The 13198-nt window shown below is 67.7% G+C and carries 14 protein-coding genes and 1 pseudogene; 5 read left to right on the plus strand and 10 right to left on the minus strand.

Translation table 11 applies throughout. The features are described from left to right. The first annotated feature begins 643 nt into the window (after window positions 1-643). Together D1643_RS01395 and D1643_RS01400 are read left to right on the plus strand one after the other, a co-directional pair. Window positions 644-844: a helix-turn-helix transcriptional regulator gene (locus tag D1643_RS01395; RefSeq protein ID WP_236643291.1), complete on the plus strand. Its 201-nt coding sequence runs from the start codon at window positions 644-646 to the stop codon at window positions 842-844. A 12-nt stretch (window positions 845-856) separates the two neighbouring features. After that, window positions 857-1420, plus strand: a complete 564-nt coding sequence (locus D1643_RS01400) for a hypothetical protein (RefSeq protein ID WP_160707867.1) — start codon at window positions 857-859, stop codon at window positions 1418-1420. A 39-nt stretch (window positions 1421-1459) separates the two neighbouring features. Here D1643_RS01400 and D1643_RS01405 read toward each other — a convergent pair whose 3' ends face one another. The 8 genes and pseudogenes from D1643_RS01405 to D1643_RS01440 form a co-directional block, all read right to left on the minus strand. Further along, entirely contained in the window at window positions 1460-2353 is an 894-nt protein-coding gene (locus tag D1643_RS01405; protein ID WP_160707869.1) for a DNA-binding protein, read from the minus strand. A gap of 465 nt (window positions 2354-2818) precedes the next feature. Continuing rightward, window positions 2819-3316: a hypothetical protein gene (locus tag D1643_RS01410; protein ID WP_160707871.1), complete on the minus strand. Its 498-nt coding sequence runs from the start codon at window positions 3314-3316 to the stop codon at window positions 2819-2821. A gap of 267 nt (window positions 3317-3583) precedes the next feature. After that, window positions 3584-3919, minus strand: a complete 336-nt coding sequence (locus D1643_RS01415) for a 4Fe-4S dicluster domain-containing protein (RefSeq protein WP_160707873.1) — start codon at window positions 3917-3919, stop codon at window positions 3584-3586. Between the two features lie 14 nt (window positions 3920-3933). Further along, entirely contained in the window at window positions 3934-6339 is a 2406-nt protein-coding gene (locus D1643_RS01420) for a molybdopterin-dependent oxidoreductase (RefSeq protein ID WP_160707875.1), read from the minus strand. Window positions 6340-6524: 185 nt separating this feature from the next. Beyond that, the gene (locus D1643_RS01425) at window positions 6525-7142 is read right to left on the minus strand and encodes a TetR family transcriptional regulator (protein WP_160707877.1); all 618 of its coding nucleotides are present in this window, start codon (window positions 7140-7142) and stop codon (window positions 6525-6527) included. 261 nt (window positions 7143-7403) lie between these two features. Further along, a complete protein-coding gene (locus tag D1643_RS11720) occupies window positions 7404-8171 on the minus strand; it encodes a 4Fe-4S binding protein (protein WP_160707879.1) in 768 nt (255 codons plus the stop codon). A 109-nt stretch (window positions 8172-8280) separates the two neighbouring features. Further along, window positions 8281-8838, minus strand: a pseudogene (locus tag D1643_RS12190) (IS3 family transposase); the annotation flags it as partial. Beyond that, entirely contained in the window at window positions 8820-9119 is a 300-nt protein-coding gene (locus D1643_RS01440; protein ID WP_160707881.1) for a transposase, read from the minus strand. The gene D1643_RS01440 and the pseudogene D1643_RS12190, both read right to left, overlap by 19 nt. Before the next feature lie 64 nt (window positions 9120-9183). Here D1643_RS01440 and D1643_RS01445 point away from each other — a divergent pair, with 64 nt between their 5' ends. Together D1643_RS01445 and D1643_RS01450 are read left to right on the plus strand one after the other, a co-directional pair. Beyond that, window positions 9184-9438 carry a hypothetical protein gene (locus tag D1643_RS01445; RefSeq protein ID WP_160707883.1) on the plus strand — a complete coding sequence of 85 codons (255 nt, stop codon included), beginning with the start codon at window positions 9184-9186 and terminating at the stop codon, window positions 9436-9438. Between the two features lie 120 nt (window positions 9439-9558). Then, complete coding sequence (locus tag D1643_RS01450; RefSeq protein ID WP_160707885.1) at window positions 9559-10404, plus strand: ABC transporter ATP-binding protein; 846 nt, start codon at window positions 9559-9561, stop codon at window positions 10402-10404. 741 nt (window positions 10405-11145) lie between these two features. Here the strand turns inward: D1643_RS01450 and D1643_RS01455 are convergent. Continuing rightward, window positions 11146-11496: a rhodanese-like domain-containing protein gene (locus D1643_RS01455; protein WP_160707887.1), complete on the minus strand. Its 351-nt coding sequence runs from the start codon at window positions 11494-11496 to the stop codon at window positions 11146-11148. Window positions 11497-11758: 262 nt separating this feature from the next. Here D1643_RS01455 and D1643_RS01460 point away from each other — a divergent pair, with 262 nt between their 5' ends. Then, window positions 11759-12124, plus strand: a complete 366-nt coding sequence (locus D1643_RS01460; RefSeq protein ID WP_160707889.1) for a 3-hydroxyisobutyrate dehydrogenase — start codon at window positions 11759-11761, stop codon at window positions 12122-12124. 46 nt (window positions 12125-12170) lie between these two features. On the opposite strand, the gene bsh is transcribed toward D1643_RS01460, so the two are convergent. Further along, window positions 12171-13130, minus strand: coding sequence for a choloylglycine hydrolase (gene bsh / locus D1643_RS01465; protein WP_160707891.1), 960 nt, complete (start codon window positions 13128-13130; stop codon window positions 12171-12173). Window positions 13131-13198: the final 68 nt, after the last annotated feature.

Raw genomic sequence — 13198 nt, forward strand, 5'->3', positions numbered from 1 at the left:
GCGCCGGGGCCGGTGACGGTGGGACCGGGCTGCTGCGGACGCGCGGCGGCGCGCCGGTCGGCCCCGGGCGTCTGCGGCCGCGAGCCGGGCGCCCCGTAGCAGGCCTCGTAGGGCGTCTGGGGGCGCGCCCCGCCGTGCGGCTGTCTGTCGTTGTAGGGACTCTGCGAACCCATGGGCTCCCCTCGAGCTCGTCGCGCGACGCCCTTGCGCCTCGCGCATCACAATCCCAAGAATTCTACCACTCCGCGCCACCCGCCTCGGGTCCCTCGCCCAAACCCCACAGCTGCGTCCCGTGACGACTCCTCTCTCGAAGAGCGCTGCCCGTCCGCGGAGCCGTCTGCGCAGTCCGCGCGCCTAAATTGGCCAAAAGCGACGGTTTGACGACGCTTGGGGCCGCCTTCGCCCCGGTTTTCGCGCCCCCGAGCGCCCTTTGGCGCAGGAGCATCGAACGCGACCTGGGGTTTTGCCGCCAATGGCAAGGGGGACGCGCCGCCGCCTCGTCGTCAAACCGACGATTTTGGCCAATTTGCCTCCGAGAATCGCGCGCATTGCGCCAACGTCCCTTTCTCCCTCCCTTGACAGCGTCCCAATGCAAGATATACTTTGCATTTGTCAGATATATATTGCATGAAGGGAACCCGAGTTGGCGGACGAGAAGAACATGCGGATGAAGGCGGCGCGGATGGAGCGCGGACTGTCCCAGGCCGAGCTCGCCGAGCAGGTGGGGGCCACGCGCCAGACCATCGGGCTCATCGAGGCGGGGCGCTACAACCCCAGCCTCAAGCTGTGCCGTGCCATCTGCCGCGCCCTCGGCGTCACGCTCGACGACCTGTTCTGGGATTAGGGAGGATCTGCGATGAGCCTGATGAAGCGCTGGGACGAGTACCTGGGGCCGAAGGACGAGCGCCTGGAGGCCGAGTCGGCCCGCTACCTGAGGATCGGCTACTACCTGCTGCTGGCGGGCGTGGTCCTGTGCATCTACTACGGGGTGATGCTCGAGCAGGTGTCCTACGTGACGGAGGTGCCGCTGCTCACGGCGGCCGGCGCGGAGGTGGTTTTCCCCAACGCCCTGCTGGTGGGGGCGCTGCTGGTGGCCTGCTTCGTCCCGCTCGCGCTCCAGGCGCGCTGCGGCATCGTGAGCGATCGCGCCCGCTTCGCCCAGGTGGACAGCGTCCCGTGGGACCTGGTGCTGCTCACGTCCCTGGCGTGCGGGGCGGTGGTGGCCGTGCTCAGCGTGGTGATGCGCGTGCTGGCCGAGATGCAGATCGTCGGCGTGGGCTCCGTGGCCTGGGGCGGCGACGTCGCCATCGGCATCGTCTGCTTCGGGCTGGCCTTCATGCTGGCCATGGCGTTCTCGGCCTCCCTGTTCCGCGACGCCATCAAGAACCGCCGCCGCCTCGAAGACGAGCTCGACGACTAGCCCCGCGAAACCCGCCGCGTCCGCGTCCGGCGCCCTCTCTTAGTCGTGGGAGATGCGGAAGTAGTCGAGGGCTGCCGCGAAGCGGTCCTGGGCGGCGAGGCAGGTGTCGATCAAGAATCCCTGCTCCTCGTCCCACTCGGCGAGCCCGCGGTAGTAGAAGTGCTTCAGGTCGTCGGTGATGATGAAGGGCGTGACGCCGCTCCTCAGGCATTCCCTGAACATGATGAGCCGGTCGACGCGGCCGTTCCCGTCCTGGAAGGGATGGATGCGCTCGAAGCGGACGTGGAACGCGATGATCTCCTCGAAGGTATGGGCGCGCGCCGGCTCGTAGCTCGTGAGGAGGGCACGCATCTCGCGGGCGACCGCCTCAGGCTCCGTCGTCTTCTGGCCGGCCACCTCGTTGGGGAGCCGCTTGTAGTCGCCGAGGGCGAACCAATCTCGCGCGGCGTCGGAGGTGGACTGCTTTAGCAAGCGGTGCAGCTCCTTGGCCGACGCCTCCGTCAGGGGCTCCTGCGCGTGGTCGATGAGGTGATCGATGGCGCGGAAGTGGTTGGACGTCTCCACGATGTCGTCGACGCGCAGGGCGCCGCCCTCGGCGCCGATGGTGGCGGTCTCGAAGATGAGCCGCGTCTGATCCAGCGAGAGCCGGCTTCCCTCTATGCGGTTGGAGTTGTAGGTCAGCTCCACCTGCACCTTGTGGTAGATGCCGCCGCGCGTGCCCGCGGCCTTCTCCTCGCGCAGGCGCCTGAGGAGGGGAGGGGCCGCCGCCTGCCTCCCGTTGGCACGCGCGGGCTTTTGCGCGTCCGCGGGTATGCTCCAGGTCTTGCCGGTGAGGAACGCGCCGGGCACCCGTCCCGCGGCGCAGTAGTTCCGAACGCTCCGCTCGGACACGCCCCAGGCTTCGGCAACCTCGGAAACGGAAAGATACCCCATCGGCCCACTGCTCCCATCGGCAAGAAACAACGGAAACAGCATAGCAGAATCTACGGTTTATTGCCGATATCGGCAAAAACATGTAACGATAAGAGATCTGGTCGGTTGCCACGCCCCCAACGCGACGACGCCCTCCCCGTTGATCGGCGGGGAGGGCGTCGTCGCGTTGGGGGCGTGGCCTTAGCGCTCGCCGGGGGCCTTTGGGGCCGCGGGCGCGCTTGGAACGCCCGGTGCTGCGGGCACTCCGGGCGCACCGGGCGCCGCGGGCATTCCCGGCGCTGCGTCAGCCGGCAGCTTGGCGCCGCAGGACGGGCAGGTGGGAAGTCCGGGCGCGCAGGCGGCGCCGCAGGACGGGCAGGGTCGATCCGCCGATACGGCGGCAGGTCTGAAGCACATGGGGTGCATCCCTTCTCTCGGATCTTCGCGGCCGGATCGCCCTCCTTGGGCCGGGCCGCGCGTCTGTCCCTAGGCGGCTGCGGCCGCAGCGGCGGGGTCGAAGCCCGTTGCCTTGGCGGCGACCTTCATGCAGGGGCCGAGCGTGAGCAAGATGGCCAGGAAGCCGAAGCCGAGCGCGCCAGGCCAGATCATGGCGAAGAATCCCGTGACGGCACCCATGCCGCCGGGCGTTGCGATGTTGTTGACGAACGACACCGTGAAGGCGATGCAGGTAATGAGCAGCACGGCCGTCACGACGCACTGGATAAGGTAGGCGACCGGGCCGCTCGCGCCCATCCGCGCCGCCAGGGTGCCGCCCCAGGCGACGGCGGGCACCAGATCGCCGAAGGGATAGGCTATGCAGAAGCTCAGCACGAAGCTCTGGACGAAGCCTATGGGGTTGAGCAGCCCCTGGGCGCCGGTGGCTCCCTCGATGATGAGGGGGATGGCGATGCTGAGCACGGCGCACATGATCGCGCACATCAGGATGTTCATCATCCTTCCGAACCCTTGGGGTCCTTTGAACATGGTTCCCTCCTTTGTCACGCGGGGGACGAGGCAACCGCGTCGCCCCCCGCCTCGGCTTGCCCGTCCCCGAGCGCCCCTCGCCTGACTCCCAGCGGTTCGCCGGGCACGAGGGAGAGGCCGCAGGCCGGGCAGGCGGCGGCGCCGGCCTCGACCGGGCCGCCGCAGGCTGGGCAGCGGAAGGGAGGCAGGATTCGGTCGGGCTTCTTGCCGCACCTCCCGCATCCTATGCAGGCATAGCCGCACATTCTCGTCTCCCTTCCCCGTCTGCTAGTTGGGCATCCAGAGGACCTGGCGCGGCTTGGCCTTGAAGTCCTCCACCAGATCGTCGATGCGGCCGAACTTCATGACCTGTGCCAGGCAATGGTGCACGCAGGCCGGCTGCTGGTGGTTGGTGACCCGCTGGGCGCACAGGTCGCAGCGGTTAGAGGGCGTGGGGATGTAGTTCCAGTTCCACTGGCCGTCGCCGTACTCGAACGGGCCGTCCTCGAAGACCCGGATGCCGCGCGCCTCGGGCGGGAAGTCGTGGGCTTCCTCGCAGGCCACCTCGCAGGAATGGCAGTTGGTGCAGTACTCGTAGTCGATGAGGAGTCCGTACTGGCTCATGGTTCCCATCCTTTCTAGCAGGCCGCCGGATCGAGCGACGGGTCATCGATGCGGAAGAAGTTGTCGGTGTGGTCGAGGGGCTTGCCGTCGGCGCCCTCCAGGCCATAGCGATCGGCCTCGACGAGGTCTTCCTCGCTCGCCTTGGAGATCTTGACGAGGGTGGTTCTGAACGGCGCGCCGAATCCCAGCTTGCCCATGCGGGAGTGGGGGATCAGCGTGTTGATGTTGGACTTCCACACGCCGTAGAGGTGCGGGGCCTCCGCGTCTTCCTCGGGGAACCACCAGCCGTGCTGGGCCTGGATGTAGCCCTCCTTGATGATGGGGGTGATCTTCGCCCTGAGGAAGCACACGCCCCAGGGATTCTCGATGCGCACCCAGTCGCCTTCCTTGATGCCGTGCTCGTCGGCGTCGACGGGGTTCAGCTCCACGAGCGGGTCGGGGCACAGGTCGCGCAGCTTCTCGATCTGACGGCCCTCGGAGTGGAAGTAGCCTATCTCGCGTGCGCCGGTCATCATGGTCAGCGGATAGTCCTTCGCCAGGTCAGGAGTGGAGACGGGCGTGGTGGGAGCCTCGAAGTAGTAGGGCAGGGGATCCTCGCCGACCGCCTCGAACATGGGGCTGTAGAGCTGGATGCGGCCCGTGGAGGTGTTGAATCCCTTGGCGCCGTCCGGCCGCAGCTTGCCGGTCTCGTACTTGCGATAGGAGACGTCGCGCTGGATGACCACCTTCTCCTGGACCTCGTCGTAGTCGAAGTCGTAGGCGCGCATCATGGCGATGTCGTAGAACTCCTTGAAGTCCTTCTCGCGGTTCTCCCAGGCCTCGGGGTTGAGGGCCAGGCCGAGGATGCGGTAGAGCTCCCACTCAGGCACGGCCTCGCCGCACTTCACGCACTTGTTGAGCGCGCCCACGTAGTTGGGCGAGCCGCCGTAGTGGGTGGGGACGATGGTCTCCATCTCAAGGGAGGAGGCGAGCGGCAGCACCACGTCGCAGCAGCCCTGGATGGTGGGGGTCATCCACGTGTCGGTGGCGAAGTTGAAGTCGACCTTGCGCAGGGCGTCGTACCAACGCTTGGGCTGGGCCGAGCAAGTGGGGGCGATGAGGTTGGTCTCGCCCAGCCAGCAGAAGTGGATGGCGTAGGGCTTGCCCGTCTCGAGCGCGTCGAGCTGGCGGTCGGCCTGCGACATCTTGAGGCCGCCGGTGTAGAAGGGGAACTCCTCGCGGCCGATGATGGCGTCCTTGAGCTCCTGCTTCATCTCGGGCCAGCCGACCGAGTCGATGTCCTCCTGCATGCCGCCGTCGCCGGCGGTCATGTCGACGAGCACCTGGCCGCCCGGCACGTCCATGTTGCCGGTGATGGACATGAGCGCAAGGATGGCCTGGCCCGCCTGGGCCCCGTTGGGGCTCTGGTCGATGGAGACGCCCCAGGCGATGGAGGCCGGCTTGGCGTTGGCGTAGAGACGGGCCGCGCGGTAGATCTGCTCGGCCGGCACGCAGCAGATCTCAGCCGCCTTCTCGGGCGGCATCTCGGCCACGCGCTCGGCCAGCTGCTCGAACCCGAAGCACCAGCGCTCCACGAAGTCCTGGTCGTAGAGGTTCTCGCTGATGATGACGTTGAGCATGGCCATGGCCAGCGCCGCGTCGGTGCCGGGGCGCAGCTGCACGTTCAGAATGGCGCGCGAGCCGGTCCAGGTGATGCGGGGGTTGATGTTGATGAGCTTGGCCCCGCGCTTCATCAGGTCGATGATGGAGTGGCCGAAGAGGCCGTCGGGGCTGGAGTAGATGGGCTCCTTGCCCCACTGGATGATGATCTCGGGGATCTGGTAGGCCGGATCGTCATAGCCGCCCGGCAGGCCGCCTGCGTAGTCGATCTCGGGGTAGGAGGAGCCCACGACGTCCATGGTGATGGAGACGCGCGGGCCGTAGCACGAGAAGCCGCTCAGCGGATAGCAGCCGTTGGGCGAGCCGAGCACGCGGTGGGCTCCCGTCGCGCCGATGTTGCCCTGGCGGCCCGTGCCCATGAAGGCGACCATGGACTCGACGCCGTAGTTCTCCTTCACCTCGTCGTAGTTCTTCTTAATGATGGCGATGGCCTCATCCCAGCTGCAGCGCTCCCACTTGTCCTTGCCGCGGTCGGCGCGGTCGCGCTTCATGGGATAGATAATGCGGTCAGGATGGTACAGGAAGTCCTTCATGGCCAGGCAGCGCACGCACAGGCGGCCCTTGGTCACCGGGTGGTTCTCATCGCCCTCCACCTTGACGACCTCGCCGTCCTTGACGTAGACCTTCAGGCCGCAGCCCACCGGGTGGCAGCCTGGGGCCGACCATACGCAGGTGCGGGTCACCGTGCAGCCGTCCTCCTCGTAGCGCCAGGGCTTTCCCACGTCGTCGCGCATCTCCACGGCAGCATCATTGAATTCCATGGTCTCCTCCTGTCTCAGATGATGCCTCTCCTGCCGATCCGCAGGGCCCGGCGTACGCTGGGGCGAACCCGGCGGATCTCTTGGAACCCATTATTCAGGGCAGGTGGGGGGACAGAAAGACTGCAGAACCCGCGCTCTGCTCCATGTTTGGAGCAGAGCGCGGGTTCTGTTCCATGGGGGCAGGACTAGTAGCCCGCGACGAGGGTGGAGAGGGGGAAGGCGATGGAGGCGTCCGAGGGCTTGTCTTCGATGTCGAGGGCCTCGAAGAGGTCTCTCGGCACGGCGGAGAGGAAGGCGTCGATGTACTCCTCCGACTGGTCGGGGTGCGGATCGGACTGCCATTCCTTTATGCACTCGATGCTCATCTTGGCGAAGGCCTTGATCTGAAACTCCACGCGTCCGTCAGGCTCGCGGCCGGTGGCTGCGGCGTACTGCTCGCAATAGTGCTCCACGAAGTTCTGCTCGACGGTCTTCTCCATGAGGGTCTTGCCGAGGGCGCTCGATCCGTTCATCTGGAAGAAGCGCTTGATGAAGCGGCGGTTGCTCGCCACGAAGGAGAACAGGCGGCGATGGCCTGTCTTCCATCCGCAGGTCACGCCTATCTGGCGCACCGAGTGCCAGGCGCCCTCCTCCATGAACCAGATGGCAGCTTGGTACTTGTCGCTGAAGTTGCGGTAGAAGGTCTGGCGGGACACGCCGGCGTGGGCGCAGATGTCGACGGTGCGTATCTCCTCGAGCGAGTGCTCCGCCATGAGCTCATCCATGGCCCTGATGATGGCGATCTTGTTCTCCAACGATCCCATGTTGGCCCCCTTGCTGCCGCCGTGCGTCGGAAACACCCTCCCCCATGCGAATTCTAGCAGTCTCTTCGGCGAATGCGCACAGGGTCTGCGGGGCAGTTGCCGCAGGGGGAGGAACCTCGCCCTGCCCCTGCTCCATGGGCTCCGTGCGAGTGCTACAGGGTGGCGGGCACCTTCACCACCGCGCCGCCGTCCAGCGGGACGGAGTCGAGGGGGTAGGCGCGGATGGTTGCGGGGTCTCAATCAGTCTTCCGACGGCCGCCCCTAGGGCTCAAGGAACAGCTCGACGGCCTTGGGCTTGGCGCACTCGCCCTTGATGGCCAGGGCGGCCAGGCGTGTCATGAGACCGCTCACCGAGCGGGCCTGGCGGGGGCAGTCGCGCACGCAGCGCATGCAGCCGATGCAGAGGGCCTTGTCGGCGGTGCGGCAGCTCTTCGCGTCGATGGCGCCCGCTGGGCAGCGCGCGGCGCAGAGCCCGCATCCGTCGCAGGCACTCCCCGCCTTGGGAACGAGGGACGCAGCGCCCGCCTTCTTGTAGGGGCGGCTACCCGGCACGGAGGGCACCGCGTCGTCGCCGTCGGCCAGTTTGGCGGCGATGGCGCGCGCTGCGTCGGCCAGGCATGCGAGGTCGTCGGCGTCGGGGCGCCCGGCGGCGTACTGGGGCAGGATGGAGTGTTGGGCCAGCGCCGCCAGCGTGGCGACGGGTCGCAGGCCGGCGGCTTGGCAGAGGTCGACAAGCTCCACAAGCGTGTCCTCGTAGGCCCGACCCCCGTAAACCGCCACCGCGATGCCCGCCGCGCCGGCGCCATCGATGGCGGCGAGCCGCTCGGCTGCCAGCGCCGGCACGCGGCCGCCGAAAGACGGCACGGCCACCACCGCGACGGTGCCGGGATCGACGGCGGCGGAGGCGAAGTCCGTCGAGCGGTCGGCCAGGTCTATGCGAGCGGTCACGGGCCCCAGGCCCTCGGCCAGGGCCCGGGCTGCCTTCCCGGTACCTCCGGTGGGGCTGAATTCGATGAGCGTCACATCCATGTGTTCTCCTTCCCCAGCGCCTCAGAGGACGCCGTCTTCCTGCGCCCTCTTCCTCATGTCCGCTATGACGTCCGCCAGCGTCATGTCTGCCAGCGCCTGGGCGCTCTCTGCCGACTGCCTGCTCTATCGCATCGATCGCCACCTTCTTGGTGATCCGATCCGACATCGACCAGCCCACGACCTTGCGAGAGAAGGCGTCGATGACGGCCGCGAGGTAGAGCCATCCCTCACTTGTCGGTACGTAGGTGATGTCGCCTACCCAGAGCCTGTTGCGCTCATTGGCGGCGAAGACGCGCTCGACCAGGTTCAGGCGGGGATCTCCCGGCTCGACCCTCTTCTGGATACTGTGCTTTCTGGCCGCGCCCTTGGCGACAAGTCCCAGCCTCCGCATGATGCGCAGCACGCGCTTCTCGCTCACGAAGATGCCGGTTCTGCGAAGCTCTCGGTTGATGCGCCGGTAGCCGTATCTTGCATGATGGCGCTCGAAGACATCCTCCACGAATCCCTCTAGCGCCTCGCGCTCGATTTGCGCGTTGGACTTGCGTCTGTGGACGTATTCGCAATAGCCGGATTTAGAGACTCTCATCAGCTCGCACGCCTTCCTGATGGGGCCGAACTCGCCCCTATGCGTCTTGAGGAACTCGAGCCTCACGCATGGTCTTGGCTCAAGAAGGCCCGGAAATTTTTTAGCATCTCGTTCTCGCGCTCGGGCTCTTCGATCTTCTTCCCGAGCTTGACGATCTCGTAGTCCTTGTTGATCTTCGGAGATCCATTTCCGGGGAATGCCGCTTCGCCCATCTCATCGTACTCGCAAGCCCGCCGTCTGAGCGTCGAGTCCTTTATGCCGAGCTCTTCCGAGAGGCCCCTCACTGTCATCTCGCCCGAAAGAACCACCTTCGCTGCCGAGATCTTGAACTGCCTGTCGTATCGCTTTCTTCTTTGGGTCATATCGAACACCTTCCGCCCTTAACTTGGTGTCCAGATTATCTTACCCACTCCAATTCCCCAGCTCATGCCCGGCATCATGTCGTCGCTGTCCATGTGCTACATCATGTCGTTCTCGCAGTACTTCCTCACGCTGCTCGTGGGCGGCGGAAAGGTGCAGACCTTCGTGCTCACGCTGTTCCCGTACCTCACGGGCGGCGACCGCACCATCGCCTGCGCGTACAGCCTCGTGTTCCTGGCGGTCACGTTCGCGGTGTTCCTGCTGTTCGAGGTGATGCTCAAGCGCTTCGGCGTGCGCGAGGGGGGCGGCTTGTATGAGTAGGGCGGGCAACGGCGTCGCGTCGGGGCGCGCAGGCGCGCGGCCCGACGCGGGCATGCGGACGCGGATGCGGCCGGGCGCGTGGGCGCCGCAGCGGGATTTCGAGGCACGAGGGGGCGGCTCATGCGGTTAGCGCTCGAGAACATAGGCCTGTCGCTCGGCGGGAAGGAGATCCTCTCCGACGTGAGCTTCACGGTGGAGGACGGCCAGTTCGTGTCGATCCTCGGCGAGTCGGGCGCGGGCAAGTCGACCACGCTCAAGGTCGTGACGGGCATCCTGCCGCAGGACGCGGGGCGCGTGACCTTCGACGGCGTGTGCGTGGACGACGTGCCCACGCACCGGCGCGACGTGGCCATGGTGTTCCAGGACATCCGCCTGTTTCCCCACATGAGCGTCGCCGACAACGTGGCGTTCCCGCTGAGGATGCGCGGCGTCCCGAAGGCGGAGCGGCAGAGGGTCGCGGACGAGATGCTCGAGGCCGTGCGCCTGGAGGGATTCGCGCGGCGGCGCACGTTCGAGCTCTCGGGCGGCCAGCAGCAGCGCGTGGCCCTGGCCCGCGCGCTGGCGGCGAGGCCCAAGGCGCTGCCGCTGGACGAGCCGTTCAGCGGCCTGGATGAGCAGCTGCGCGACGACATGCGCCGGCTCGTGGCGGCGCTGCACGAGCGCTTCGGCATCACGTCGGTCATGGTGACGCACGACCCGGACGAGGCGTTGGTGATGAGCGACCTCGTGCTGTTCATGAGCGGCGGGCGCCTGATCCAGGCGGGCACGCCGCGGGAGATGCTGCTGAGCCCGGCGCACGAGGCGGTCAGGACCTGCTTCAACGACTCGTCCGCCATCCAGGGCGACGTCGCGGACGGGGTCTTCGCGTGCGGGAGGCTCCGCGTGCCGGCGCCCGACGTGGCGGACGGTCCCGCCGTCCTGGTGCGCGTCCCGGGCCGCGTGCCCTTCGTGCACGCGCTGGCCTAGCGCGCCCGGGCCCGCAGGGCGTCCATCGCCGGGCGCGGGCTCTCGCCTATCTCGGTGAGGGAGTACTCCACCTGCGGATCCTCCTCGGCTTGATTCTCGCGGCCACGGGGGCGCCGCACCCACGCCGGCGCCCGAGGCGCGCGGCCGCCTTGCGAGAGCGGGCCGGCGTGACGTGCCGGGCGCCGCATTGGACGTCATGCCGGCCCCGCGATGGCCGCCGCGCAAAATCCGCGGCCAAAATGGCCAGAACGGACGGCTTGACGACGCCGCACCACCGTCCCCGCAAGTCCCGCGCAGCAAAACCCCAGGTCGCGAAAATCCAACCCACGGCAAGGCCGCGCGAATACACGCGAAACGCTCCTTTTGCGTCGTCAAGCCGTCCGTTCTGGCCATTTTGGCCGTCGTTTCTGCGCGAGTATCGACTTTCGGGGCCAGGAAGCTGCCTGGTGGGTCGCGCAGGGCGGGGTGGCGTGCGGGTGGGAGTGCGAGCGCGTGCGGGCGCGTCGTGCGGGCATGCAGGCATGTGGCGCTGGGCGCGACGTGCGTGGGTTGGGGTTCACGGCGCAGGCGCGTCGCGTGGGCGTGCGTCACACAGGCGCGTCACGCAGGCACGTCGCGCAGAGCTGGGTCTGCGCGACGCGACGATACGCGTGCGGGCGTGCAGGCGCAAGGCTGGGACGCACGGCGCAGGGCGTGCCATGCGTCGCGCTCGCATGCGGTAGGCGCGCCCGCGTCGGCTGCCTAGGACTCGATCGGGCGCGTGCCGTCCGCTATCCAGTCGACCCAGCTTCCCTCATAGCACTTCTGCCTCGTGTAGCCACGTGATTCGAGCAGGTCGCATGCCTCGCGGGCCAGGCCGCCGTTGTGGCAGTAGACGACGAACTCGTCGTCGGGGCCGAGCCCCGCCTCGGCGAACCTGCCGACGAAGCATTCCGCCGTGTCGCCAGGCGCCTCCTTGGCTGCCATCAGCTCGATGGACTGCGCGCCGGGGATGCGGCTCTCGGCGTACATGAAGCCGGGACGGACATCGACGATGGGCAGGACGCCCAGGTTGTCGAGGACATATGCGGCGTCGACGATCTCGTAGGACATAGGGGGACTCCCTTCATCGGGGCTGCGCGACGGCGCCATGCTACCAGTCCCGCGAGCCTGTTCGCCCAAGTGCCATCAACTTGGCACCGTCCGGAAAACCGTGGTCGTCGGGCGCCCGGGCGCGTGGGCCGCCGGTTTGCCTGCCGCGGCCGTCGGGCGCCCGGGCGCGGGCTGGCGCTCGCCTGCTGCGCGGAATTGCGGGCGACGCGACGTTGCCCTATGATCTCATCGTACCCCATGAGTTCGTTCGAGGAGGCATGCCATGGATAAGGATCTGATCGACTACATCGCCGAGCGCGTCGAGGTTCTCTCGACGTCGGGCGCGAGCACGCAGGTGACCAAGGACGCCGCGCTGGCGTGGAGGGACGCCGTCGAGGCCGGGGGAGAGGCCGCCGCCGACGCGGCCACCGAGCGGCTCCTCGACGTCCTGGAGGGGCGTCCCACCACCATCGACGGCGTCATCGCCTTCGCCGAGGGGCCGGCGAAGGCCCTGTTTGGCGAGGAGGCGGCCGCCCAGATGCTCGCGACGCAGCAGCAGCGCAAGGCCGAGGGCGCCAAGTGGTGCGACTGCGACGCCTGCACCGCCGCCACCGAGATCCTCGCCAGGTTCGGCCGCGTCGAGTTGTAGCCATAGCGCAGCACGAGGGCCCCGCGTCGTTGGGACGCGGGGGGCGCTACAGGGTAGCAGGCACCTTTACCACCGCGCCGCCGTCCAGCGGGACGGAGTCGAGGGGGTAGGCGCGGATGGCCGGGTCCTCGTAGGTGTTGTAGTAGTAGGTGCGGGTGCGGCCGGAGTAGCAGCTGGTGTAGAGGGTGTACTCGTAGTCGCCGTCGGACACCTTGGCCGCGCCGAGGGCCATGGCCACGCCGCCGAGGGTGTGGAACAGGCGGCTGACGTTGGCCTCCTCGCCCTCCTGGGCCGGGTAGTTGGCGTTGAGGTAGGCCGCGCGGACGAAGCGGGACGGCGAGTAGTAGTCGCCGGGGATGCCGCGCATGCCGGCGCCCGACCCGTAGGGGGAAAGCGTCGCCTCGCGCCAGTGGGCGTCGGCGGGGAACTCCGGCGTGCAGGCCAGGTAGCTGCGAACGTTCTCGCGGTGGTAGGCGAAGGTGGGCTGGTTGGCCAACACGTCCAGGTCGTCGTGGTAGACGTGCATGCCGTCGGCCTGGTACTCCACCACGATGGCGCGCTCCTTGTCGCCGATGAGCCAGTGGAGCAGGGCCACCTCGTACTGGTCGCTGGGGGCCTGGTTGAGGATGACGATGTCCTTGAGCGCCTCCTCGGCCTCGTCCACGGTCTTGCACTGGCTGGCCAGGTAGAAGGGGAACGCGTAGGCGGGCATGTTGACCTTGCCGTCCTCCGGTGTGTCGGCGTACTGGGCGTAGCCGGGGAAGTTGAGCCCGGCCACGGCCAGGCCCTCCTCGTTCATGACGTCCAGGTACAGCGGGCAGCCCTCGGGGGCGATGGCCATGCCGATGACGGCGTAGCGGGTGGGCACCTTGCCCTCCATGAAGTCGGGGTGGGTGAAGCCGCGCTGGGTGACGAGCACCTCCTGACCGTAGCCGACGGTCCAGTCGAGGTTGCGTCCGAAGTACAGGTTGCCCTCAGGGTCGGTGAAGCGGATGCCGGTGCACATGGTGGCCCCTCTCTCGGTCAGGCCCCTCTCGGCCCGGGCCCGAACGAGGGCGGGAGCGGGCGCGCGAG

It is taken from the genome of Enterorhabdus sp. P55, assembly GCF_009911695.1.
Classification (GTDB): Bacteria; Actinomycetota; Coriobacteriia; order Coriobacteriales; family Eggerthellaceae; genus Enterorhabdus.